The sequence below is a fragment of the Limnohabitans planktonicus II-D5 genome (assembly GCF_001270065.2).
GTDB lineage: Bacteria > Pseudomonadota > Gammaproteobacteria > Burkholderiales > Burkholderiaceae_C > Limnohabitans_A > Limnohabitans_A planktonicus.
Genome location: NZ_LFYT02000021.1, coordinates 45,591 through 69,697 on the forward strand (window position 1 = coordinate 45,591; position 24,107 = coordinate 69,697).

At 60.0% G+C, this 24,107-nt stretch carries 20 protein-coding genes, 1 tRNA gene and 1 pseudogene; 18 read left to right on the plus strand and 4 right to left on the minus strand.

All coding sequences use genetic code 11. The features are described from left to right. Window positions 1-62 precede the first annotated feature (62 nt). From H663_RS34920 to H663_RS34950, 7 genes are all read left to right on the plus strand, one after another. Entirely contained in the window at window positions 63-605 is a 543-nt protein-coding gene (locus tag H663_RS34920) for a LemA family protein (protein WP_053172470.1), read from the plus strand. A gap of 10 nt (window positions 606-615) precedes the next feature. Next, entirely contained in the window at window positions 616-1,974 is a 1,359-nt protein-coding gene (rsmB, locus tag H663_RS34925) for a 16S rRNA (cytosine(967)-C(5))-methyltransferase RsmB (protein ID WP_053172468.1), read from the plus strand. A 31-nt stretch (window positions 1,975-2,005) separates the two neighbouring features. Beyond that, window positions 2,006-2,572 carry a DUF4390 domain-containing protein gene (locus tag H663_RS34930; protein WP_240620540.1) on the plus strand — a complete coding sequence of 189 codons (567 nt, stop codon included), beginning with the start codon at window positions 2,006-2,008 and terminating at the stop codon, window positions 2,570-2,572. 1 nt (window position 2,573) lies between these two features. Then, window positions 2,574-4,871 carry a sensor histidine kinase gene (locus tag H663_RS34935; RefSeq protein ID WP_053172464.1) on the plus strand — a complete coding sequence of 766 codons (2,298 nt, stop codon included), beginning with the start codon at window positions 2,574-2,576 and terminating at the stop codon, window positions 4,869-4,871. 20 nt (window positions 4,872-4,891) lie between these two features. Further along, the gene (locus tag H663_RS34940) at window positions 4,892-5,551 is read left to right on the plus strand and encodes a response regulator (protein ID WP_053172462.1); all 660 of its coding nucleotides are present in this window, start codon (window positions 4,892-4,894) and stop codon (window positions 5,549-5,551) included. A gap of 55 nt (window positions 5,552-5,606) precedes the next feature. Next, window positions 5,607-5,682, plus strand: a tRNA-Phe gene (locus H663_RS34945). A 153-nt stretch (window positions 5,683-5,835) separates the two neighbouring features. Then, window positions 5,836-7,092: a FimV/HubP family polar landmark protein gene (locus H663_RS34950; protein ID WP_133240037.1), complete on the plus strand. Its 1,257-nt coding sequence runs from the start codon at window positions 5,836-5,838 to the stop codon at window positions 7,090-7,092. A gap of 36 nt (window positions 7,093-7,128) precedes the next feature. Here H663_RS34950 and H663_RS42065 read toward each other — a convergent pair whose 3' ends face one another. Then, the gene (locus tag H663_RS42065) at window positions 7,129-8,385 is read right to left on the minus strand and encodes a sigma 54-interacting transcriptional regulator (RefSeq protein WP_133240038.1); all 1,257 of its coding nucleotides are present in this window, start codon (window positions 8,383-8,385) and stop codon (window positions 7,129-7,131) included. A gap of 533 nt (window positions 8,386-8,918) precedes the next feature. Between H663_RS42065 and H663_RS34960 the strand changes: the two genes are divergently transcribed. The 7 genes and pseudogenes from H663_RS34960 (at window position 8,919) to H663_RS34990 (ending at window position 17,107) form a co-directional block, all read left to right on the plus strand. Next, complete coding sequence (locus H663_RS34960) at window positions 8,919-11,252, plus strand: bifunctional salicylyl-CoA 5-hydroxylase/oxidoreductase (RefSeq protein ID WP_053172456.1); 2,334 nt, start codon at window positions 8,919-8,921, stop codon at window positions 11,250-11,252. 116 nt (window positions 11,253-11,368) lie between these two features. Beyond that, on the plus strand, window positions 11,369-12,166 hold the full coding sequence (locus tag H663_RS34965) for an SDR family NAD(P)-dependent oxidoreductase (protein ID WP_053172454.1): 798 nt from the start codon (window positions 11,369-11,371) through the stop codon (window positions 12,164-12,166). Further along, window positions 12,163-12,621 (plus strand): annotated as a pseudogene (locus tag H663_RS34970) (MarR family winged helix-turn-helix transcriptional regulator); the annotation flags it as partial. The gene H663_RS34965 and the pseudogene H663_RS34970, both read left to right, overlap by 4 nt. A 155-nt stretch (window positions 12,622-12,776) precedes the next feature. Next, complete coding sequence (locus H663_RS34975) at window positions 12,777-13,637, plus strand: enoyl-CoA hydratase family protein (protein ID WP_053172453.1); 861 nt, start codon at window positions 12,777-12,779, stop codon at window positions 13,635-13,637. Between the two features lie 3 nt (window positions 13,638-13,640). Next, entirely contained in the window at window positions 13,641-14,825 is a 1,185-nt protein-coding gene (locus tag H663_RS34980) for an acyl-CoA dehydrogenase family protein (protein ID WP_053172451.1), read from the plus strand. Window positions 14,826-14,982: 157 nt separating this feature from the next. After that, a complete protein-coding gene (locus H663_RS34985) occupies window positions 14,983-16,662 on the plus strand; it encodes an AMP-binding protein (protein WP_053172449.1) in 1,680 nt (559 codons plus the stop codon). A 49-nt stretch (window positions 16,663-16,711) separates the two neighbouring features. Continuing rightward, a complete protein-coding gene (locus tag H663_RS34990) occupies window positions 16,712-17,107 on the plus strand; it encodes a RidA family protein (RefSeq protein ID WP_019430837.1) in 396 nt (131 codons plus the stop codon). 158 nt (window positions 17,108-17,265) lie between these two features. Here the strand turns inward: H663_RS34990 and H663_RS34995 are convergent, their stop codons facing one another. The 3 genes from H663_RS34995 to H663_RS35005 all read right to left on the minus strand — a co-directional run bounded on the left by H663_RS34995 (window position 17,266) and on the right by H663_RS35005 (window position 19,146). Next, window positions 17,266-17,910 (minus strand): LysE family translocator, encoded by a 645-nt coding sequence (locus tag H663_RS34995; protein WP_083451159.1) that lies wholly within the window; start codon window positions 17,908-17,910, stop codon window positions 17,266-17,268. A gap of 226 nt (window positions 17,911-18,136) precedes the next feature. After that, entirely contained in the window at window positions 18,137-18,577 is a 441-nt protein-coding gene (locus H663_RS35000; RefSeq protein ID WP_053172447.1) for a MarR family winged helix-turn-helix transcriptional regulator, read from the minus strand. Beyond that, window positions 18,574-19,146, minus strand: coding sequence for a flavin reductase family protein (locus tag H663_RS35005; protein WP_420844058.1), 573 nt, complete (start codon window positions 19,144-19,146; stop codon window positions 18,574-18,576). The genes H663_RS35000 and H663_RS35005 overlap by 4 nt, the downstream gene beginning before the upstream one ends. Window positions 19,147-19,217: 71 nt before the next feature. Here H663_RS35005 and H663_RS35010 point away from each other — a divergent pair, with 71 nt between their 5' ends. The 4 genes from H663_RS35010 to H663_RS35025 are packed head-to-tail and all read left to right on the plus strand — an operon-like array spanning window position 19,218 to window position 23,903. After that, the gene (locus H663_RS35010) at window positions 19,218-20,303 is read left to right on the plus strand and encodes a 2,5-dihydroxypyridine 5,6-dioxygenase NicX family protein (RefSeq protein ID WP_053173559.1); all 1,086 of its coding nucleotides are present in this window, start codon (window positions 19,218-19,220) and stop codon (window positions 20,301-20,303) included. Next, window positions 20,300-21,097, plus strand: a complete 798-nt coding sequence (locus tag H663_RS35015; RefSeq protein ID WP_053172445.1) for an alpha/beta fold hydrolase — start codon at window positions 20,300-20,302, stop codon at window positions 21,095-21,097. The genes H663_RS35010 and H663_RS35015 overlap by 4 nt, the downstream gene beginning before the upstream one ends. Further along, window positions 21,094-22,362, plus strand: a complete 1,269-nt coding sequence (locus H663_RS35020; RefSeq protein ID WP_053172443.1) for an acyl-CoA dehydrogenase family protein — start codon at window positions 21,094-21,096, stop codon at window positions 22,360-22,362. The genes H663_RS35015 and H663_RS35020 overlap by 4 nt, the downstream gene beginning before the upstream one ends. After that, the gene (locus H663_RS35025; protein ID WP_053172441.1) at window positions 22,362-23,903 is read left to right on the plus strand and encodes a class I adenylate-forming enzyme family protein; all 1,542 of its coding nucleotides are present in this window, start codon (window positions 22,362-22,364) and stop codon (window positions 23,901-23,903) included. Before H663_RS35020 ends, H663_RS35025 begins: the two co-directional genes overlap by 1 nt. Window positions 23,904-24,107 lie beyond the last annotated feature (204 nt).

Below are 24,107 nucleotides of genomic sequence, written 5' to 3' on the forward strand. Positions count from 1 at the left end.
AGCCCCTGTGCCGCTCGCGGACAGGGGCTGTTTTGTTGCAGATGCAAACTTGAGGAGCTGTGATGGGTGCATTGGGTTTTGGCATGGTTCTGGCTGTGTTGGTGTTTTGGGCGGTGGGTGCGCACAACCGCTTGGTCCGTTTGCGCGGTGAAGTCGTGCGCCAATGGAGCAGTGTGGATGCCGTGTGGCTGCGACTACTCGTGCGCCTGCAAGGCGGTTTGGCTGCCCGTCAGGTCTTGGCCAGTGATGGTGAAACGCAAGACTTGCAACAGATTCAAACCATCTGTGATGATTTGCTGGAGGCGCTGACGCAAGCCAGGCTGCAGCCCCTCGATGAAGACAGTCAAAAGCAAGTGGTCTCCCAACACCTGAAACTGGTGGCGGCAATACGGCTGATGCAGCAGACGGTTCAGGAGTCGATTCGCCCAGATTTGGACATTGCCCTGAACCGCATGCGCCAGACTTTGCCAGCGGCCTTGATTCCCTACCATGTGGCTGTCTTGGCCTACAACGAGGCCTTGTCGATGCGACCTGCATCATGGCTGGGCAAGCGTTTGAAATTCAAGCCCGCCATTCGGATGGACTTGTCTTTGTCGGCGAGCTGAAGCGCATTGCATGAAAACCTTCAACACACAAGCTGAGCCGCGAGGATCAGCCCTTGCATCCGAGCCCCTTTGGCGTCTGCTGCAAGCCACAGCTTCAGCTGTACAGGCCGTGCGCGCAGGCCGATCCTTGACCGCTCAACTGCAATCTGTACCGCATGCTTTACGCCCAGGGGTTCAGTCCTTGAGCTTTCATGCCTTACGCCAGCTCGGACGGGCTACAGCCTTGCGCGAGTTGCTGGCCAGCAAAGCACCTCCGCCCGCAGCCGATGCGCTGTTGTGTACGGCCTTGGCCTTGTGCTGGGACGAGTCGCAAGCACCTTATCCGGTGCATACACTGGTCAATCAGGTGGTTCAAGCCGCTCGCCAGCAACGCAGCACTCAGGGACAAAGCGGCTTCATCAATGCCTGCCTGCGTCGATTCTTGCGCGAGCGACAGGCCCTGGTGGATCAGACGTCTGGCAACCCGCAGGCGCAGTGGAATCACCCCTTGTGGTGGATCGAGCGGCTGCAGGCGGACCACCCCGAGCACTGGCAGGCACTGCTGAGGATGGCGCAAACACCGGCACCCATGACCTTGCGTGTCAACCGACAACACCACAACGTGCGGGACTACCAAGATGCGCTGGCTGCTCAAGGCTTGGCATCCACACCGGTGGGGCCGGATGGTTTGCAATTGGACAAAGCCGTGCCCGTCCATCAATTGCCGGGCTTTGAACAAGGACATGCATCGGTGCAAGATGCAGCAGCGCAAGTCGCTGCACCCTTGATGTTGCAGGATTGGAACAGTCAGCACCCCTGGCGCGTATTGGATGCCTGTGCTGCACCGGGGGGCAAAACAGGACATCTGCTGGAAATCTGTCCACAGGCCCAGGTCCTGGCGCTGGACGTCGATGAAGATCGCTGTGCCCGAATCCATGAAAATTTGGAAAGGCTGGGGGTCAAGGCACAAGTGCGTGCTGCCGATGCCAGCATGCCCGAGACCTGGTGGGATGGGCTGGCTTTTGATGCCATCTTGCTCGATGCACCGTGCACTGCGTCGGGCATCGTGCGCAGACATCCCGATGTGCGCTGGTTAAGGCGTCCGACAGACAGTGCCCAGTTGGCAAAGGTACAGGCCCACTTATTGGAGACACTTTGGCCACTATTGAAGGTTGGAGGGCGCCTCTTGTATTGCACCTGCTCGGTTTTCAAGCTGGAAGGCGATGATGTCATGCAAGCGTTTCTCCAACGCAACACTGACGCCGTATTGCTACCCTCTGCGGGACATTTGATACCGGGAAATGCGCCAAGTGGACTGCCAGTCGTGGACAATCACTTGGGTGAACACGATGGGTTTTATTACGCACTGCTTGAAAAGCGCCAGGATTGATCTGGGGCGCTGTCGCCTTTGGGTATTGGGCGTGCTTTGCTTGTTGGCGGTGTGCAAAGTGGGCGCGCAATCATCAGTGGCCGAGTTGACAGAACTGCGCATGGACCGCCAAGACAGTGCGCTGGTTCTGAATGCGCAACTCAAACTGGAATTGGGCCCCGCCGTGGAGGACGCCTTGGTCAAGGGTCTGGCGGTGCACTTTGTGGCCGATGCCGAACTCATGCGGGACCGTTGGTACTGGTATGACCGCAAGCTGGGCGGAGTCAGTCGTTATTACCGTTTGGCCTTTCAGCCCTTGACGCGGCGTTGGCGCTTGAACGTGTCGAGTGAACCCATCTCCAACTCGGGTCTATCAAGCACCATCTCGCAAAATTTCGAAACACTCTCAGAGGCCTTGGGGGTAATCCGTCGGCAATCGGGCTGGAAAGTGGCCAACGCTTCCGACTTGGACGCGGACGGTCATCAATACTTGCTCTACCGTTTCAAGCTCGATTTTTCCCAGTTGCCCAGACCTTTTCAAATTGCTGCCGGAAATCAAGCGGACTGGAATTTGGTGATCAGCCGCAGCTTGCGATTGAGTGCCGATATGGTGCGTTGACATGGCCTTGTTTGCGAATTTACCCAGTCGGCAAAATTTGTGGGCGACAAAAACCAGCAGATGGCTGGTGACCCTCGGTGCTGTGGCCATGGTGGTGATTGGCTTGGGCCTGCTGGTGTTGCTCACGCAGGCCACCGGTCACCTTGGTCGCTACAACCAAAACTACGAATGGCTGGTGCTGGTCAACCGCATCGTCGCTGGCGGATTGTTACTGACCATATTGTGGGGGTTTGTGCGATTGATCCTGCGTTGGCGCAGTGGTCAATTCGGCGCCAAATTGCTTCTCAAGTTGGCGGCCATCTTTGCTTTGGTGGGCGTGGTGCCCGGGGTGTTGATTTATGTTGTGTCCTACCAGTTTGTTTCGCGCTCCATCGAGAGTTGGTTTGATGTCAAAGTAGAAGCAGCACTTGTCGGAGGTCTCAACCTGGGGCGAGCCACGCTGGACACCTTGAGCAACGATTTGGGCAAGCAAACACGCGCCGCCGCATCGCAACTGGCGGATGTGATGGACACCAATGTCGGCATGAGTTTGGACAAATTGCAAGAACAAAATGGCTATAGCGATGTGGTGCTCTGGAACGTCAATGGAAAACTGGTGGCCAGTGCAGGCCAATCGAGGTTTCAGATCCGCCCCGAGCGGCCTCCTGTATCGATGATCAAAGAAGCCCGCCAAAAGGGCGCGGCCGAATGGATAGAAGGGCTTGACGAGTCAAGCTCAGGCGCGGACAAAGGCCGCATCAAGGTCCTGGTACTGGTGCCGCAATCGGGCATGGCCTTTGACGAAGACCGAAAACTTCTGCAAATCACCCAAGACCTGCCGACCGCGCTGGTCAACAACGCGCTAGAAGTTCAATCTGCCTACCGTGAATACCAAGAGCGGGCCCTGGCCCGTGAAGGGTTGCGGCGCATGTACATCGGAACCTTGACGCTGAGCTTGTTTCTGGCCGTTCTGGGGGCCATTTTGTTGGCCGTGTTGCTGGGCAATCAATTGGCCCGGCCACTGCTGTTGCTGGCACACGGCATGCGGCAGGTGGCGGCGGGTGATTTGACCCCCAAAATGGCGCTGCAAGGAAAGGATGAGTTGGGGGGGCTTACACGCTCGTTCGCTGACATGACCCAGCAGTTGTCGGACGCCCGGGCCAGTGTGGAGCGCAGCCTTGAGGCACTGGATTCAGCACGCGGCAATTTGCAAACGATTTTGGACAACCTCACCTCGGGCGTGATGGTGCTCGATGCGCATGGCATCATTTTGTCTGCCAACCCGGGCGCAACGCGCATTTTGCGGGTGCCTGTGGCGGCCCATGAAGGCCTGAGCTTGCTGAATTTGCCGACGCTGGAGAACTTTGCCAAAGGCGTGGCCGAACAATTTACGCTGTTGCGCTCAGACAAAGACGCTCATGAGCTCGACCATTGGCAAAAGTCATTTGAAATTCATGCCACGGGACAGGGCTTGACCGAAAGCTGTGTCACCTTGTTGGCCCGAGGCGCTGTCTTGCCTGACGGCATGCGTTTATTGGTGTTCGATGACATATCTGAAATCGTATCTGCAGAACGCTCGCAAGCCTGGGGTGAAGTCGCACGGCGACTGGCCCACGAAATCAAAAATCCGTTGACGCCGATTCAGCTATCGGCCGAAAGACTGCAGCGCAAATTGATCGGCAAACTGGCTGCACAAGACGATGCCTTGCTGACCAAGTCCGTGAAAACCATCGTCGATCAGGTCGATGCCATGAAACGTCTGGTCAATGAATTTCGCGACTACGCAAGGCTGCCCTCAGCAGAACTCAAGTCCGTGCAGCTCAATACGCTCATTGGCGATCTCATGGTTTTGTATGCCAGCGAACCCAGCGATCAAGTGCACAGGGCACCAGTGAGCGTCGAGTTGGACCCGGCTTGCCCCCCGATACAAGGTGATGTGCAGCAATTGAGGCAGGTGATCCATAACCTGCTGCAAAACGGTCAGGACGCCTGCGAAAGCCGTGGACACGCCTTACACAACGCCCGTGTATTGGTGCGCACAGAATGGAGTGCCTTGCGCCAACGGGTGCGCCTGAGCGTGACAGACACAGGACCAGGATTTGAGCCCAACATCCTCAAGCGAGCCTTTGAGCCCTACGTCACCACCAAAGCCAAAGGCACAGGCTTGGGCCTGGCGGTGGTCAAAAAAATTGCCGACGAACACGGTGCGCGCATCGAACTGAGCAACGTCATTGAAGGCGGTGAAATCAAAGGTGCACAAGTATCGCTATCATTCGCACTGGTCGCTAAACAGGGCTCACTGAACCAGCCCTCTTCATGAACTGAGACAAGACGGTCAATATGGCAAATATTTTGGTGGTGGACGATGAGCTGGGCATACGTGACCTGCTGTCTGAAATCCTGTTCGATGAAGGGCATCAGGTTGAACTGGCCGAGAATGCCGCACAAGCGCGCGATATACGCCAGCGCATGCGTCCTGACCTGGTGTTGCTGGACATCTGGATGCCAGACACCGATGGCGTCAGTTTGCTCAAAGAGTGGGCCTCATCGGGCCTGCTGACCATGCCCGTCATCATGATGAGTGGTCATGCCACGATTGATACCGCTGTTGATGCCGTCAAGATCGGCGCACAGGCATTTCTCGAAAAACCCATCACCCTGCAAAAATTGCTCAAAGCGGTTGAGCAAGGTTTGGCGCGTGAGCAAGTTCGCCAAATTGCCACCACCGTTAATTTACAGCCCACAGCTTTGTACGTGCCGCCCCCCGCAGCAAGCGCAGAGGAAAATTTGGGTCCTCAAGAGCGACAGCTTTTCGATCTGGACTGCCCATTGCGTGAGGCACGCGACGCTTTCGAGCGGGCGTATTTTGAATATCACTTGACGCATGAAGGCGGCTCCATGACCAAGGTGGCTGAGAAAACCGGCTTGGAACGTACACACCTTTACCGCAAGCTCAAGCAACTGGGCATTGATTTGTCACGTAGCAAACGCATCGCTTGAAACTTGTCTGAAAATTCTGGACCCCTGTTTTTACTCTGCTATAATTCAAGGCTCAGGCCCGGTAGCTCAGTTGGTAGAGCAGCGGATTGAAAATCCGCGTGTCGATGGTTCGATTCCGTCCCAGGCCACCAAACAAAAAGCCGCAGCTTCGCAAGAAGTTGCGGCTTTTTTCTTGGCTTGAGCAGGGCATCATTTCCACGCCATGAGCTGAACCAATGGTATAAATTGTCAGTAATGACAAATACATCAATGGTTGATAGCTTGGTATTTTCGGAAATTGCACTGTGTGCGCTCACAAAACGTGGGGGTGTGCGGTGTTGCTGAGCGTGCGCGTCTGTCTGCGTGAAATTGCGGCAAGGCAAATGGGACGTGCCGTTTGCAGTTTGCTGGGCTTGCTTTGCAGCATCTCGTCACCTGCCTTTACCTTGGCTGATTTGACGGTTTCATCCAGTCAGTTCACGGTGTTTCATGCCGTTTTGCCCTTTTCGCAAGCCTTGCCTGGTGCGTCGCGTGAGATTCAGGTTCAAACAGGCTCGCCGAGTGACTATGAGCGCTGGGGACTTACGCGGGCAGAGGCCTCGAAATTCATTCGGCCTCGGGTGGTGTTGACCAAGGAGGATGCGGGCTACATTGAATTGGTGTCGGCCGACCCGGTGGCCGAGCAGACCTTTGATTTGGTACTGTGGGTAAGCCATGCGCAGCAAAAAATACCGATGCATTACAAAGTCACCGTGGCCGAAAAGCCCACGGTGAGCAAAGGGGAGGTGATGCTGGTGCCTCCGACTGCGCTGCCTGCAGCACCGCTGCCCGCAGCCAACAAGCCGCTGCCCAACAAGTTCGTGCAGGCGATCCCCCTTACCCCCCCAACTGCAGTGTCAAGCAGTGCGCAGGCCAGCGTTCCAATTGCAAACGCTTCTGCGGTGCCTGCTTTGGCCAATGGTTCTGATGGTGCGCCCAATGCTTCAAACAGTTTGAAGCTTTCGCCTTTGGCCGACGATCCGGCTCAGTCAGACAAAACGATGCCGGATGGTTTGACGACCCCGACCCCGACCCCGGCACCGACACCCTTTTTGACGGTGCTCATGCCCCATGTGAGTCTGTCCAAAAACGAATTGATGCTGGGGTTGGCACTGGTGTGCTGCGCATTGCTGCTCTTGGGTTTTTTGCTGGGGCGTCAGCGCTGGGGGCGTCCGCAAGAGGCGACAAGCTCCGAACTGGCGTCGCAGCCGCCCGACTTGGAAGTGCCCATGCGGAGCACAGGGCTTGCGAATGAGGCGAGCCCTGTTGTGTTTGCGTCCGAGTCCAAGGTGGATGAGCCCGTGCGCCCAACGCCGACACGGCCCACGCTGGTGGTTGACAGCGTACGCAAGACGCGTGCCTCGCAACCCAGAAGCGTGGCTGAAGACCGCCTCAATCTGGCGAAGATTTACCTGAGCATGGGCGATGCAGCCACCGCCAAATCGGTGTTGGACGAAGTCATCGCAGAAGGCTCAGAGCCTGAAACCACGCAAGCACTCAAGCTCATCAAAGAGATGGTCTGAGACCGCCTGGTGCCCGTGCCCAGGGCTCTGACATCGTCAATGCTTGAGCTTGCGATACAGCGTGCGCAAGGTGACGCCTGCAATGTCGGCCGCTTTTTTCTTGTCGCCGTTGCAGTACTCCACCAGCCGCGCAATGTAATCGCGCTCCTGCGCTTTCAGGGCCGTGAATGGCCCCATGCTTTCGTCTTCAGTCTCCATGGCCGCAACCCTGTCTTGCCAACTCGGGGGTTGAGGCGGGGCTTGAACCTGGCGTGAGCGGATGTCGGCCACCTTGGCCGATGGCCATGCTGGCTCGGACACGGGTTGAGCAGGCGCAGTTTGGGGGCCGATGTGGTAAGTCGTGCTGGCGTAAGCCGAATGGTTGGCACCCTGAAAAATCGGCTGCGGCGCGGCCACTTGCTGGTCGGGTTGAACGAATGTGGGTGGGTTGTTCTGGGCCTGATCGATATAACCATTGAAGTCGGGCAGCATGGAGCGCTGCGACTTTTTTTCGATCACCCGTTCTGATTTGCTCGATGGCGTACCTGCGTGAATGGCCTGCACCACCTGCAAACCCGAATAGGACTGGGACTCGAAGGTGCCCACCAGGCGGTGGATGATGTTGCGAAGCTCCAGGATATTGGCTGTGTACTTGTGGTGACACAGCACCTCCATGGCCTCGGGGCTGAGTTGTTTGTGACGTCCCCCAGGGATCTCATGCAAGATGGAGTTGACCAGGTCTTCGATGTCTTCACGCCGTTCATTGAGCGATGGCGTGCGTATGGTCAGCGTGTTGATGTGGTGAAGCAAATCATTGCGGAACTTTCCGTGTTCCACCATGGCCATCAGGTCCTGGCTGGATGAGGTGATCAAACGGAAGTCACTGTTGTAGGTGTCGCTGGAGTTGACCGGGGAATAGGTGTCGCTTTCCAAAAGGCGCAAAAGCAGGGTCTGGCTGGTGGACGGCAGTTCGCCAACCTCATGCAGGTACAGCGTGCCACCTTCGGCCAGAGACACCGCGCCTTGGCGCAATTGGTGGTTATGGGGGTTGAGTGAACCCAGCATCTCCAACTCGAACTTGCTTTCCTTGATGCCCAAGCAATCGATTTGAACAAAGTTGTGCGCGCTGCGGCCGCTGACGTTGTGCACGGTGGTGGCCGATTGGCGCTTACCTGTGCCCACCTCGCCTGCGAGCAGTATAGGGTCGTCTGTCTGGCTGGCCATGTGCAGGCGTCGAACGAAGCCATGAAAGGCCGCACTTGTGGGGCGCTTGGCAAGTGCCAGGACGGGATGGTCAGAGGTCAAGGGGGGCATGCGGCTCACACGGCTGTTGATGTTTTTGTCAGTATTGACAAATTTTAATCGTAGCCACACAAAAAGTAAGGGGTTTTTAATTGAATATGTTGCGTGCAAGCCATGGTGTGAATGCGGATGGTCAAAGACAAAGAGGAAAAACAAAACAACTGGACTGAAGTGGTTTGAGATTCATGAATATGGCAATGAAGCTGATTTGGGGTTTGTTGGTGCGGGTAGGTCGGTACGCCAAGAGTCCGACGCGGAACGCGCATCGTCAACGCTCACCATGCGGCAGGGGCTGGCAAGCAAACGTCGGGGTCATCGACCACCGACCTACGAGGTGGTGGTCTAGTAGGTCGGTACTCGAAGAGTCCGACGTTGTGGGCTTCGGCACATCCCCCACGTCGGGGTCTTCGACCACCGACCTACAGATACATCCTCGTAAGGGTTAACACCTGATTGACAGACAAATGACTGGCGCAAATACTTCAAGCCTAAATTATCTAGGTCTTAAACAATTCCGCTGGGCGTCAAAGGCGAAAGGGACAACAATGAAAATCGTGTGCATTGGCGGCGGTCCATCGGGCCTGTACTTTGCGTTGCTGATGAAAAAGCTTGGCCCCGACCATGACATCACGGTGGTCGAGCGCAACAAGCCCTACGACACCTTTGGTTGGGGCGTGGTTTTTTCCGACCAAACGCTGGAGAACATGCGCCAGTGGGACATCGAGACCGCAGCCGAAGTGGAGCAGGCCTTCAACCACTGGGACGACATCGAGCTGCACTTCAAGGACCGTGTGATCCGCTCGGGTGGTCACGGCTTTGTGGGCATTGGCCGCAAGAAACTGCTCAACATCCTGCAGGTGCGCTGCGAGCAGTTGGGCGTGAAGCTGCTTTTCGAGCAGGATGTGCAGTCCGATCTGGATTTTCCTGATGCCGATCTCATCATTGCCAGCGATGGCGTCAACTCGCGTGTGCGCAGCCGCATGCCTGAAGTGTTCCAACCAGACATCGTCACCCGTCCCAACCGTTTCATTTGGCTGGGTACCAACCGTCAGTACGACGCGTTCACCTTCTTGTTCGAGAAGACCGAGCACGGCTGGTTTCAGGCACACGTCTACAAATTTGACAAGCAGACCTCCACCTTTATCGTCGAATGCCCCGAGCACGTCTGGCTGGCGCACGGGCTGGACAAAGCCGACCAAGATGCTTCGATCGCCTTCTGTGAAAAGCTCTTTGCCAAAAACCTGCAGGGCGAAAAGCTGATGACCAACGCCCGCCACCTGCGTGGCTCGGCATGGCTCAATTTTCAACGCGTCAAGTGCGCCAATTGGTCGCACTTCAACGGCAACAGCCATGTGGTGCTGATGGGCGACGCGGTGCACACCGCCCACTTTGCGATCGGCTCGGGCACCAAGCTCGCATTGGAAGACGCCATCGAGCTGGTGCGCCAGTTCAAGGCGCTGGGCGACACGGCTGATCGCATTCCGGAGGTGTTGAAACATTACCAAGCCGTGCGCGAGATCGATGTCATCCGCCTGCAAAACGCGGCCTGGAACGCGATGGAATGGTTCGAGGTTTGTGGCGAGCGCTACTGCGACCAGCTCGAACCCGAGCAGTTCATGTACTCCATGCTCACCCGCAGCCAGCGCATCAGCCACGAGAATTTGCGTCTGCGTGACAAAGCTTGGTTGGAAGGTTACGAGGCCTGGTTTGCAGGGCGCACGGCCACGCCAGGAATTCGCCCGCCGATGTTCACGCCATACACCCAGCGCTCGGTCACGCTCAAGAACCGTGTGGTGGTCTCGCCCATGGCGCAATACATGGCGGTCGATGGTCGCGTGGGAGATGACCACCTGGTGCACCTGGGCGCACGCGCCATGGGCGGCGCAGGGCTCGTGATGGTTGAGATGACCGCACCCAGCGCCGACGGCCGCATCACGCACGGCTGCCCGGGCCTGTGGAACGACACCCAAACGCAGGACTTCCAAGGCATCACCGACTGGGTGCATGCGAAGTCGGATGCAAAGATCGGCCTGCAGATCGGTCACGCCGGACCCAAAGGCTCCACCTGCCGACCTTGGCAAGGTGCTGGCATGGACCAGCCTGTGCCAGCAGACGATGCCGAAGGCAACTGGCCCTTGCTGGCGGCCTCCGCCCAGCCCTATTTGCCGCAGGGCGATGTACCCCGCGCCATGACCCGTGCCGACATGGACCGCGTCACGGCCGACTTTGTGGCCTGCACCCAACGCGCTGCCCAAGCAGGCTTTGACTGGCTGGAGTTGCACTGCGCGCACGGCTATTTGTTGTCGAGCTTCATCAGCCCGCTCACCAATCAACGCACGGACGAGTACGGCGGCTCGCTCGCCAACCGCCTGCGCTATCCGCTCGAAGTGTTTGCCGCTGTGCGTGCTGCTTGGCCCAAAGACCTGCCCATGTCGGTGCGCATCTCGGCGCACGATTGGGTCGAAGGCGGTATCACACCCACCGATGCGGTTGAGATCGCCCGCGCCTTCAAGGCCGCAGGTGCCGACATGATCGACTGCTCATCAGGCCAAGTCAGTGCGGAGCAAAAGCCCACTTACGGCCGCATGTACCAAACACCTTTTGCCGACCGCATCCGCCAGGAAGCAGGCATCGCCACCATCGCAGTCGGTGCCATCAGTGAAGCCGACCACGTCAACAGCATCTTGGCCGCAGGCCGTGCCGATTTGTGCGCTGTGGCCCGCCCGCACTTGGCCAACCCGGCTTGGACGCTGACCGAAGCGGCGCGCATCGGCTTCAAAGACGTGGCTTGGCCGCGTGCTTACGTGTCGGGCAAGCCGCAGCTTGAAGCGGGCTTTGCCCGTGAGCGTGCGTTGCAGACCGCAAGCACGGGGGATTGAGATGCGTCACCCAGCTTCGGGAATGTCTTGTAGGAGCCAGCCTGCTGGCGATCAAGTCGGTTGTTGCGCAGCAAGCCATCGCTTGCAGGCAAGCTCCTACAACTTATGGAGGGTTCATGAATAACCGCCACGCCCTCATCACAGGCGCGGGCGCAGGCATTGGCGCAGCCATCGCGCTGCAGCTTGCGCAAGCGGGTTGCCGCCTGACCCTGTGTGGCCGCTCGCAAGACACCTTGCAAGCCCAAGCCGAAGCCCTGCACGCGCAAGTGTCCGATGTGGCGGTGTTGATCGCGCCCATGGACGTGGCCGATGAACACGCCGTGCAAGCGGCGGTGCAGCAGGCGCAGGCCCGCTTTGGCCCTGTGAACATCCTGGTCAACAACGCAGGTCAGGCGAGCAGCCAGCCCTTTGCCAAGACCGATGCCGCGCTGTGGCAGCAGATGCTGAACGTCAACCTCACGGGCACTTACCACAGCATCCAGGCGGTGCTGCCGGGCATGCTTGAAGCCGCCAGCGAACAAGGGGGTGGCACGCCCGGGCGCATCATCAACATCGCCAGCACAGCAGGCCTCCAAGGCTACGCCTATGTGAGCGCCTATGTGGCCGCCAAACACGGCGTGGTCGGACTGACCAAAGCATTGGCGCTGGAACTGGCGCGCAAGAACGTGACCGTGAACGCCATTTGCCCCGGCTACACCGAAACCGACATCGTGCGCGAAGCCGTACAAAACATCGTGAGCAAAACCGGCAAGACCGAAGCGCAAGCCCGCCAAGCGCTGGCCGCCAGAAACCCTCAGCAGCGCCTGGTGCAGCCGCAAGAAGTCGCCCAAAGCGTGTTGTGGTTGTGCGCTGCAGGCAGCGACGCGATCAACGGCCAAGCCATTGCCATCGACGGCGGGGAGTTGGCAGGATGAACAACATGACTGACATGGAAGTGCGCGCGCACGCCGATCACCACGCCTCGCTGCGCCTGTGGCTGCGACTGTTGTCGTGCACCACCCGCATCGAAGACACGATCCGACAACGCCTGCGCGAACAGTTTGACATCACGCTGCCGCGCTTTGACCTGATGGCGCAACTCGAGCGTGAGCCGCAAGGCCTGTCGATGAGCGAGCTCTCGCGCCGCATGATGGTCACGGGTGGCAACGTCACCAGCATCGTGGACCAGCTGGAAAAAGAACAACTGGTGCAGCGGCAAATGCAGGCCAGCGACCGCCGCTCCTACACCGTCAGTCTGACCGAGGCCGGGCGTACTGCTTTCGCGTCCATGGCGCAGGCCCACGAGGGGTGGGTCGTCGAGCTGCTGTCGCCGCTGGCCGAACAAGAACAAACACAACTGCATCAACTGCTGGGCGCTTTGAAGTCCGGCACCCCCACCGCAAACAACAGCGCCCTTCGTAGGTCGGTGGTCGAAGACCCCGACGTGGGTCGCGCAGGCCTTGGCGCTGAACGCGGGCCGCAGGGGGTATTCACGCCCTTGTCGGACTCTTCGAGTGCCGACCTACCCAATCCTAAGGAGACAAAATGAGCCAACGCTACCTGCCCGGCCAGCCGCACCAGCTGCCTCGCCACAACCAGCCCATGGCCGGGTACCAGCCAGAGCATTTCTTGCTGTCCGTCAAAGACGGTGTGGCCACCGTGAGTCTGAACCGCCCCGAGCGCAAGAACCCGTTGTCGTTTGATTCGTACGCCGAGCTGCGTGACTTTTTCCGCGCCTTGCCCTATGCACCTGACATCCACGCCGTGGTCATCACGGGTGAGGGCGGCAACTTCTGCTCGGGTGGTGACGTGCACGAGATCATCGGCCCGCTCACCCAACTCGACATGCCCGGCCTCTTGGCCTTCACCCGCATGACGGGCGACTTGGTCAAGGCCATGCGCGCCTGTCCGCAGCCCATCATCGCGGCGATCGACGGCGTGTGCGCGGGCGCAGGCGCGATCCTGGCCATGGCCTCAGACCTGCGTTACGGCACCGAGCGCAGCAAGACCTACTTTTTGTTCAACAAGGTCGGCTTGGCTGGTTGCGACATGGGCGCGTGCGCGCTCTTGCCGCGCATCATCGGCCAAGGGCGAGCGAGCGAGTTGCTCTTCACCGGGCGGGGCCTGGGCGCGCTGGAAGCCGAGCGCTGGGGTTTTTACAACCGCGTGTGCGAGGCAGGCACAGTGCTGGCCGATGCGCAAGCCATCGCCGCCCAGCTGGTGGCAGGCCCCACCTTTGCCAACGGCATCACCAAAAAGATGCTGCAACAAGAATGGAACATGGGCGTGGACGAAGCCATCGAGGCCGAAGCCCAGGCCCAAGCCATCTGCATGGCCACCAACGACTTCCACCGGGCGTACCACGCCTTTGTGGCCAAGCAAACGCCCGTGTTTGAAGGGGACTGAGCCATGTCAAATCACACAGCCACTCACCCGCCAGAACTCGACTGGCCTTTCTTTGACGACAGCCACCGCGACTTCAAAGTGCGCTTGGACACTTGGTGTCAAGAGCACCTGGCCCACGCCCATCACGACGAAAGCCGAGATGCCGTAGACGCTGAATGCATCCGTCTGGTGCGCCTGCTGGGCAGCGGCGGCTGGCTCAAGCATGCGGTGTCTGGCACGGCCTATGGCGCAGCGTCGGATGTGATCGACACCCGCCAGCTCTGCCTGCTGCGCGAAACACTGGCTTTTCACAACGGCTTGTCTGACTTCGCGTTTGCCATGCAGGGCTTGGGCACAGGGGCCATCAGCCTCATGGGTACGGCCGATCAAAAGCAGCGCTACCTGGCGCGTGTGGCGTCGGGCCAGGCCTTGAGCGCTTTTGCCTTGAGCGAGCCCGATGCAGGCTCGGATGTGGCCGCCATGCAGTGCAGCGCCACTGCCACGGCAGACGGCTATGTGCTCAACGGCCGCAAGACCTGGATCAGCAACGGCGGCATTGCCGACTTTTATGTGGTGTTCGCCCGTACGGGCGAAGCGCCCGGCGCACGCGGCATCACGGCTTTCATTGTCGATGCCGACACGCCCGGTCTGTCGATTGAAGAGCGCATCGACGTGGTCGCACCGCACCCGTTGGCCACGCTCAAGTTTGATAACTGCAAGGTCGCTGCCAACCAGCGCATTGGCGAAGCGGGCCAGGGCTTCAAGGTCGCCATGGCCACGCTCGACGTGTTCCGCACCTCGGTGGCGGCGGCCGCGTTGGGTTTTGGGCGGCGTGCGCTGCACGAGTCCATCAGCTGGGCGCGTTCACGCAAGATGTTTGGCCAAACCTTGGGCGACTTTCAGATCACCCAGACCAAGATCGCGCAGATGGCCACCATGCTGGACGCGGCCACGCTCTTGACGTACCGCGCCGCTTGGCTGCGTGACCAAGGCGGTCGCATCACCCGCGAAGCGGCCATGGCCAAGATGACCGCCACCGAAAACGCCCAGCAGATCATCGACATGGCGGTGCAGATGCACGGCGGCATGGGTGTGAAAAAAGGTGTGATGGTGGAGTCGTTGTACCGCGAGATCCGAGCGCTGCGCATTTACGAAGGGGCGACGGAAGTGCAGCAGTTGATCATTGGCAAGGATGTGTTGAAGGGCTGATGGTTCGATGCGGCTGATCGGGTGAGCTGCCGAGGGGCCCCGGGGGCGGGGGCCTCATGCTGCGGGGGTACGCAGAAATCGGCCCCCGCCCCCGGGGCCCCTCGACAGCGTGGTGCGGCAAGCGCTGCACAGTAGAAATAAAAAAGGAGACAAGGACATGAAGGACTGGAACCAACTGCTGCCCAGCAGCCACACCGACACCTTTGCGCGTGACCGGCTGCCGCCGAAGGACCAATTGCCTGTGTTCATGGCGGATCGGCCCGAGCTGGATTACCCGAACCAGATCAACTGCGCGGTGGAACTGGTGGATCGGCATGTGCGCGAAGGTCGAGGCGATCGCATCGCGCTGCATGGCGTGAGTGATTTCAACAAGGGCGGCGGCGACTTCAGTTGGACCTATGCGCAGTTGCAAGACAAGAGCAACCGCATCGCCCAGGTGCTGACCCTCGACATGGGCCTCGTGCCCGGCAACCGCATTTTGCTGCGCGGAGGCAATAGCCCCATGATGGCTGCTTGCTTGCTGGGCGCACTCAAGGCCGGGCTGGTGGCGGTGCCAACCATGCCGCTGCTGCGTGCGGGCGAGTTGGCGCAGATCATCGACAAAGCCCAAGTCAGCGCCGCCCTGTGCGACAGCCTGCTGGCCGACGAACTGCAGCACTGCATGACGCCCGGGCACGTCAGCCACATGGCCAGCTTGCAGCAGCTGGTGCAGTTCCGCAGCGATGCCCCTGATGGCCTGGAGCAGCGCATGGAGCAGCAAAGTGGCGCGTACACCGCCTACCCCACGAGCCGCGATGACGTGTGCCTGATTGCGTTCACAAGTGGCACCACAGGCAAACCCAAAGGAACCATGCACTTCCACCGCGATGTGCTGGCCATGTGCGATTTGTTCCCGCGCCACATCTTGCAGATGAACGAGAACGATGTGGTGTGCGGCACGCCGCCCATCGCATTCACTTTCGGGTTGGGTGGTTTGTTGGCCTTTCCGCTGCGCTATGGCGCGAGCACCGTGCTGCTCGAAAAGCACACGCCCGAGACCTTGATGCAGACCATTGCCAAGTACCGCGCCACGCAGTGCTACACCGCGCCCACCATGTACCGCCAGATGGCGACGCTGGCCAAAGGCGTTGACCTCTCCAGCCTCAAGCACCCTGTGTCGGCAGGCGAGGCCTTGCCCGACGCCACCCGCCAGCTGTGGAAGCAGGCCACAGGCATCGAGATGACCGATGGCATTGGCGGCACAGAAGTGATCCACATCTACATCTCGAGTGCGGGCGCGCATGTGCGCCCCGGCAGCATTGGCCAAGTGGTGCCCGGCTATGTGGCGCAAATTGTGGGCGACGACATGCAACCTGTGCCGCCCGGCACCGTGGGGCGCCTGGCCGTGCGCGGCCCCACAGGCTGCAAATACCTGGCCGACCCGCGCCAACAAGACTATGTGAAAGACGGCTGGAACCTGCCCGGCGACACCTTTGTCATGGACGCCGACGGCTACTTCAGCTACCAGGCACGCAACGACGACATGATCATCTCGGCGGGCTACAACATCGCAGGCCCTGAGGTGGAAGGCGCTTTGCTGCAACACCCGGCCGTGGCCGAATGCGGCGTGGTCGGCATGCCCGACGAAGACCGTGGTCACATCGTGCAGGCCTATGTCGTGCTCAAGCCCGGCCACACGGGCGACGCGACCATGGAAAAAGCACTGCAAGAGCACGTCAAACAAACCATCGCCCCATTCAAGTACCCGCGCAAGGTGGTCTTTTTGGACGCCTTGCCCCGCACCGAAACCGGCAAACTGCAGCGCTTCAAGCTGCGTCAAATTTCAGTCAACAAATAACTTTGCGGGACAGATCTTTAGCTCTGTTCCCAACTGATAAAGGATAAGCATGTTCAACGTCTTGCAACCCGAAGGCTGGGCACCCGCCAAAGGCTATGCCAACGGCATCGAAGCGCGTGGCCGCATGGTGTTCGTCGCGGGCATGATCGGCTGGAACGGCCAGGCCCAGTTCGAGACCGACGACTTTGTGGCCCAGTGCCGCCAGGCCCTGCAAAACATCGTCGACACGCTCGCTTGCGCCGGAGCAGGCCCACAGCACATGGCCCGCATGACCTGGTACGTCAAAGACAAGAAGGAATACCTGGCCCGTGGTCGCGAGCTGGGCAAGGTCTACCAGGAAGTCATCGGCAAGAACTACCCGGCCATGACACTGGTGCAAGTGGCTGATCTGGTAGAGGACCGTGCGCTGGTGGAGATTGAAGTCACGGCGGTGGTGCCGGAGTGAGCGAAAAAGGTCTGGAGGAGAAGCTGCAAAGGTCGTAGATCGATCGGCAAGTTTAGGCTAGTTGCAGCCACTGGCCGACTCTTGCAGCAGGACTGCAACGGACTGAAGTGGCCTTCGTTGAAAAGGGGTAACTACCAGTTTTGGGGCCACTTCGAAGGCTATGTTTTAGAGAGCAGCAACCTTATGCCAGCGTATCCATATATGACTGCCAACGTGCATTCAAACCAACGGCGAGTAGCCGTGAAAGCGCGCTGTGCACTCGTAGTGGAGAAGAAAATCGCGTAAGCAAAAAAGGTCAACATCCCCACAAAAAAGCATCCTGAAAGTCCAACTAGTAAGTCATGCATTGAAGGTGAGTTAGGCAATCCAACAGAAATCGTAGCAGCCCAAGAAAATATTGCCTTTGGATTCGTGAGGTGCATTGCAGCACCTCGCAAATACAACTGTCTGTTACTCACACCTAAACTATCAGCATACTTTTTAGATTTCCCATTGCTTTTCAACGCGGAGCGACCAGCGCTGTATGCCAACCAAAGCAAATACAGACCACCTGCGACCTTCAAGGCAACTAAGATATTTCCCCACGTGCTGAGTGCAGTGGCGAGGCCGAAACCTGCCAGCAGTCCCCAAGCAATCGAGCCAGTAATAACGCCTGATGCAAGCGCCAAAGCTGGGGTGCGTCCACGTTGTATAGCTACAGCCATGATAGTCATATTGCTCGGTCCAGGACTTGCGGTACCAACCAAATAGACGGAGTACATCAGCAACAAATTTGCAGGAATAAAGGACGAATCGATAACCATCTTCGTTCTCCGAAAAAACTGTTTTATGTTGACTCAGTTTAGACGAACACGCTCTTGCCTGAATTGAGTCTCACGGACTTCAGTAGCAAAACGGATCGATTTTGAAAAAACTGCTTGCGCTGCAAAGCAGTTATTTAGTCTTGGCCATATCCACTTGACGCAGATATTGGCAATAAAAGGTTCAACCAAACCTCAAGCTCAAATTTTTGGCTATGACTTTGCGCGCTCAGGCACTCCCATGCGCCGCAATCAAACTCTCCAACATCAGCTTGAGCTGATGCGCCGGGTCCGACCCCAAAGCAGACACCACCTGCGCTTCGTGCGCTTTGGCTTGTTTCAGCAGGGGCTGCACTTTGCGCCGACCCGCTGCCGTGAGGCTGACCAGGCTTTGGCGTTTGTCGTGCGCGGCGTCGCATCGCTTGACCCACCCGGCGTCTTGCATGCGGCCCACCAGCTTGGTCACGGTGGGTTGTTTGGCCAGCACGATGCTGGCGAGTTCTTTGATGCTCAAACTGTCTTTGCCCGACAGGCTGGCCATGACGCGCCACTCCATCAGGCTCAGGCCGCTGGCTTCGACCACGGCGTGGAACTCACTCGAAATCAAATGGCTGGCGCGGGCCAGCAAGTAGGCCAGGTAGTCGTCGACAAAGCCTGCCGGGTTGCTCATGCCAGTGGCGTGGTGGTGCTGAACTGACCGCCCTGGTAGACGAGTGGGGCAGAGCCATCGCTGAAACCGCAGCGTTCCACCTCGCCCACAAAAATCACATGGTCGCCTTCTTCGTGGCGGCTGCGGTTGTGGCATTCAAACCAGGCCAGAGCGCCATCCAAAATGGGCAAACCCGACGCGCCCAGCTTGTAAGCGGTATCGGCAAAGCGGTCGCCCTTGCCGAAGGCAAAACGGTTGCAGACATCCAGTTGATCGGCGGCCAGCACGTTCACCACGTAATGCGTGCCCGCATGGAACAGCGGGGCGCTGCTGGCGCCTTGCCCCAGGCTCCACAGCACCAGCGGCGGCGTGAGCGACACCGAGTTGAATGAGCTGGCGGTGATGCCCACAAAGCTGCTGCTGGCCGAGTCGCCCTTGTGTGCGCCTGGTGCGAACGTGGTGATGACGGTCACGCCCGTGGCAAAGCGGGACAGTGCTTGCTTGAAATGCGGCGTTTCAAAGTCTGGACTGAGCGCTTTGATGTGAGATGGGGGGGCTTGGTGCATGGGTTGATGATAGTTGAATTGCATGAATTTTCATATAAACTGACCATTCATGTCTGCAGGTGAGCCGTTCAGCGCTGCAGGCCAAGGAGACAAGCATGCTGGTGGAACGAATCGAAAACAGGTGGCTCGCGGCCTTTACCCGCACCTTCACGCTGTGCAAGGTGCAGCCTGGCGAAGTGGTCGCTATTTTGGCCGAAACCCAATCACGCCGGGTCAACGTGGACTTGGCCCGCCTCGCGCTGGAGGCCATGGGCGCCCGTGTGTTCGAAGTGACGTTGACAACGCCAGCGCTCACCGCCCCCGCGCCCGTGCGCTCGACAGGCGCCAGCGACGCGATTGGCCAGCTCGGCCCCGTGGTGGCTGCATTGGCCCGCGCCGACATGGTGGTGGACTGCACTGTCGAAGGCCTGCTGCACGCGCCTGAGTTGCCGACCATCATGAAGGGCGTGGACGGCCACATGCCGCGCCTGCTCATGGTGTCCAACGAGCACCCTGAAATCTTGGAACGCACCGTGCCCGATCCGGCGCTGGAAGGTGTGGTGCGAGCCGCCATGAAGAAACTGCGTGGTGCACAACAAATGCACGTCACGTCTGCCGCTGGCACCGACTTGCGCGTGAATCTGAAACATGGCGACAAGCAAGCGGTGGTCGGTGGTGTGTGGGGCTTTTGCCCCAAGCCGGGCATGGTGTCGCACTGGCCTGCCGGGCTGGCGCTGGCTTTCCCCGCAGCGGGCAGTGTCAACGGCACGCTGGTCATGGCCCCGGGCGACGTGAACCTGACCTTCAAAAGCTATTTGCGCGACACGATCCGCCTGACCATCGAGAACGACAGCGTGGTCGCCATCGAGGGGCAGGGCGTGGATGTGGACATGATGCGCGGCTACTACAAGGCCTGGGAAGACTTTGAGGGCCACCGCGCCGCTTATGCGGTCTCGCATGTGGGCTTTGGCCTGAACCCGGCGGCGCGTTGGGACGCCATGGCGTTCTACGACAAGCGCGACTGCAACGGCACCGAGCTGCGGGCCTTTGCGGGCAACTTTTTGTATTCGACCGGGGCGAACGAGGTGGCAGGCCGCCACACGCTGGGCCACTTTGACCTGCCCATGCGCGGCTGCACCATTCGGCTCGACGACACGGTGGTGGTTGATGCGGGCCAAGTCGTGAGCGCGGCGCTGGTATGAGTACGCCCGCCTTCACCGACGTGGGCTTGCCCACTCAGCCCGCTGTGGTGTTCTTGCACGGCGTAGGCGGCGGCCGACACGGCTGGGCAGCGCAGCAAGCGCATGTGGCTGCTCTGGGTTGGCGCAGCCTGGCCTGGGACATGCCCGGTTATGGCGACAGCCCCATGGTCACCCCCTATGACTTCGCGCACCTGGCGCAAGCCCTCTGGCAGATGCTGGACGCGGCGCACACCGACCAAGCCGTGTTGGTGGGCCACAGCATGGGGGCCATGGTCGCCCTGCAAGCCTGGACGCAAAAGCCAGAGCGCATCCGTGGCCTGCTGCTGGCCGCCAGCAGTCCGGCTTTTGGCAACAGCGATGGCGATTTTCAAAAGCAGTTTTTGGCGCAGCGCTTGGCTCCACTGGAAGCGGGCAAAACCATGGCTGACATTGCCGACAAGCTGATCCCGACCATGGCTGCACCCGGTGGCGATGCCGCCCAGACAATCCCTGCCCATCTGCAGCCTGCGCACCAAAGCATGTCTGGCGTGCCGCCAGCCACTTACCGCGCCGCACTTCATGCGCTGGTGCAGTTTGAGCAACGCGCCGCTTTGCCCACCCTCACCGTGCCCGTGTTGTGCCTGGCCGCAGAACATGACCGCACCGCACCGCCCACCGTGATGGAACGCATGGCGCAAAAGATCCCCGGTGCGCGCTACGCCTGCCTGGCCGGGGCAGGGCATTTGCTGCATTACGAACAGCCCGAGGCGTTCAACGCCGAACTCGAAAAATTCCTGAAGGACGTGAAACCATGACCGACGTGCAAGCCCCCTCTCAACCAGACGTCATGCCCATCTGTGGCGACGATTACCCCCTGACCGAGAAGCAGCAAAAGCTGATGGCCCTGGCCCGACAACTAGGCCGCGAGAAGTTCGCGCCCCGTGCCGCGCAACTCGACCGCGACGCGCAGTTCCCGTTCGCCAACTACGATGACATGCGCGACTCAGGCCTGCTGGCGCTGTGCGTGCCCGAAGCGCATGGCGGCCAGGGGGCCGATTACGCCACCTATGCCATGGTGTCGGCCGAGATCGGTCGCTACTGCGGCGCCACCGCGCTCACCTTCAACATGCACGTCTGCACCATGCTTTGGAGCGGCTTGTTGTCTGAAGACCTGGAGATGACGCCCGAGCAACGCGCATCACACCGCCAGCACCAAGCCACCCACTTTGCGCGTGTGGTGAAAGATGCAGCGATTTACGCGCAGCCTTTTTCAGAAGGCGGCGCAGCAGCCTCAGGGGCACAACCTTTCGGCACCATCGCCGTCAAGGTCGATGGCGGCTGGAAGATCAACGGTAAAAAAATCTTCGCATCCCTGTCAGACGCCGCCGATTACTTTGGCGTGCTGTGCACCGAAAAGAAAGAGGGCGCTGACCTCTCGCGCCGAGACACCTTGTACCTGGCCATCCCTCGCACCGCGCCGGGCTTGACGATCGAAGGCGACTGGGACCCGCTGGGCATGCGCGCCACCGTGTCGCGCAATTTGATTTTCAAAGACGTGTTTGTGCCCGACGACGCGGCGCTCATGCCGCAAGGCCTGTACTTCCAGGCGGCCAGCCGCTGGCCGCACATGTTCATGACGCTCTCGCCCACCTACATGGGCATCGCGCAAGCGGCGTACGACTTCACGTTGGCTTATCTGCGTGGCGAAATTCCGGGTACGGGCCCCGTCAAGCGCCGCCAGTTCGCCACCAAGCAGATCGCCGTAGCCGAGATGTTCATCAAGCTCGAACAAACCCGCAACCTCTTCTTGCGCGCCATTGAAGACGCCAAGGTGGACCCGAGCAAATCCACCCGACTGCGAGCCTACGCCGCGCAGTACACCATCATGGAAAACGCACAAGACATCGCCCGTTTGGCCATCCGCACTTGCGGCGGTCAGTCCATGCTCAAAAGCCTGCCGCTCGAGCGCCTGTACCGCGATGCACGTTGCGGCTCGCTCATGCTGCCCTGGACGGCCGAGTTGTGCATGGACCGCATTGGCCGCGAAGCCCTGTACGAACCCGGCGAAAAAGACGAGTGATGCAGGCCCCCGAGACCAGCCCCCTCGCGGCCCGCTTTGCACAGCTGGCGCAGGACTGCGGCACGCAGCCCGCCATGACCTTCCGGGGCGATGAGCGCAAAGCCACCCAGACGGGTGACAGCACCTTCGCCTACCACTTCGCCAAATTTTGGCGGCGCGTGGCACGCGTCACCGCGCACCTGCAGTCCACCTGGGGCGTGCAGCCGGGTGACCGCGTGGCCTGGCTCGGGTTTAACCACGAGCTGCAGTTGGTCACGTTGGTGGCCTGTGCCCGTTTGGGTGCGGTGTTTTTGCCGCTCAATTTTCGCCTGGCGGTGCCCGAGCTGCAGCAGGTCATGCAAGACGCCCAGCCGCGCCTGCTGGTGCACGACACCCACCATGCCGATACAGCCCATGCGTTGCAAGGCGCAGGCCTGCAGCACACGCACCACGAAAGCCTGATCGCCACAGACTCACAACGCGGCCTGCCGTTGCCAGATGTGAAGAGCGACATGCCGCTGCTGCTGGTCTACACCTCGGGCACCACAGGCGTGCCCAAGGGCGCGGTGCACACACAAGCCGCGCTGCTGGCCAATGCCCGCGCCAGTGCCTGGACGCACGGTTTTGTGCCCGGCGACAAAGTGCTGTCCACGCTGCCGATGTTCCATGTGGGCGGCCTGTGCATCCAGACCCTGCCCGCGTTGCTGGCGGGGGTGGAGGTGGTGCTGCACCCGCGCTTTGACCCGACCGCTTGGCTGGGTGAAATGCAAACGAGCCGCCCCACGCTGTCGCTCTTGGTGCCCGCCACCATGCGCGCCGTGTTTGAGCACCCGCGCTGGGCGGACACCTCGCTCGCCTGCCTGCGCGGCATCATGACCGGTTCGTCCACCGTGCCTGTGGCGTACCTTGAAACGCTGCACGCACGGGGCGTGCCCGTGGGCCAAGTCTATGGCACCACAGAAACAGGCCCTGTGTCCATCGTGCTGCGTCTGCCGGACGCCATGGCCCGTGTGGGCGCGTCGGGCTGGCCGCACCCGCAAGCGCAGGTCAAACTGATCAACGCCCAAGGGCAGGAAGTTGGCCCCGGGGAAACGGGCGAAGTCTGCATACGCGCTGATAACCTGATGAGCGGCTACTGGCGTGCCGACTGCGAACTCAACGCGGGCCTGCAGGACGGCTGGTTCCATTCGGGTGACCTGGGCCAGCGCGCCGAAGACGGCTGCATCACCATCGTGGGCCGCAGCAAAGACATGATCATCTCGGGCGGTGAAAACATTTACCCGGCCGAAATCGAAAACCAGCTCGTCACCTTGCCCGGTGTGGCCGAGAACGCGGTGGTCGGCGTGGCCGATGCCCGCTGGGGCGAAGTGCCCGTGGCGGTGCTGGTGCGCAGCGCCGACGCCGCAGGGCAAGCCCTGAGCGCCGAAGTCGTGCTGGCGCACCTGCAGTCGCGCATCGCCCGCTTCAAGCTGCCGCGCCGCGTGGTGTTCATGGAAAGCCTGCCCAAAAGTGCCTTGGGCAAAGTGCTCAAGCCCCAGTTGCAAAAACTTTTGCAGGGGTGAACGAAGGGCGTTAGAGCTTTGGCGAACGACACAGCTGGATCGCCGCGTCGCAAGCTCCTCGCGATGACGGTTGGAAGGTCATTGCCCCTTTTCTTCCGTCATTGCGAGCGAAGCGCGGCAATCCAGTGTCAGCTCAACCACCACTTCTGGATCGCCACGTCGCTGCGCTCCTCGCGGCTAAAGGCGGCTCCTCGCGATGACGGT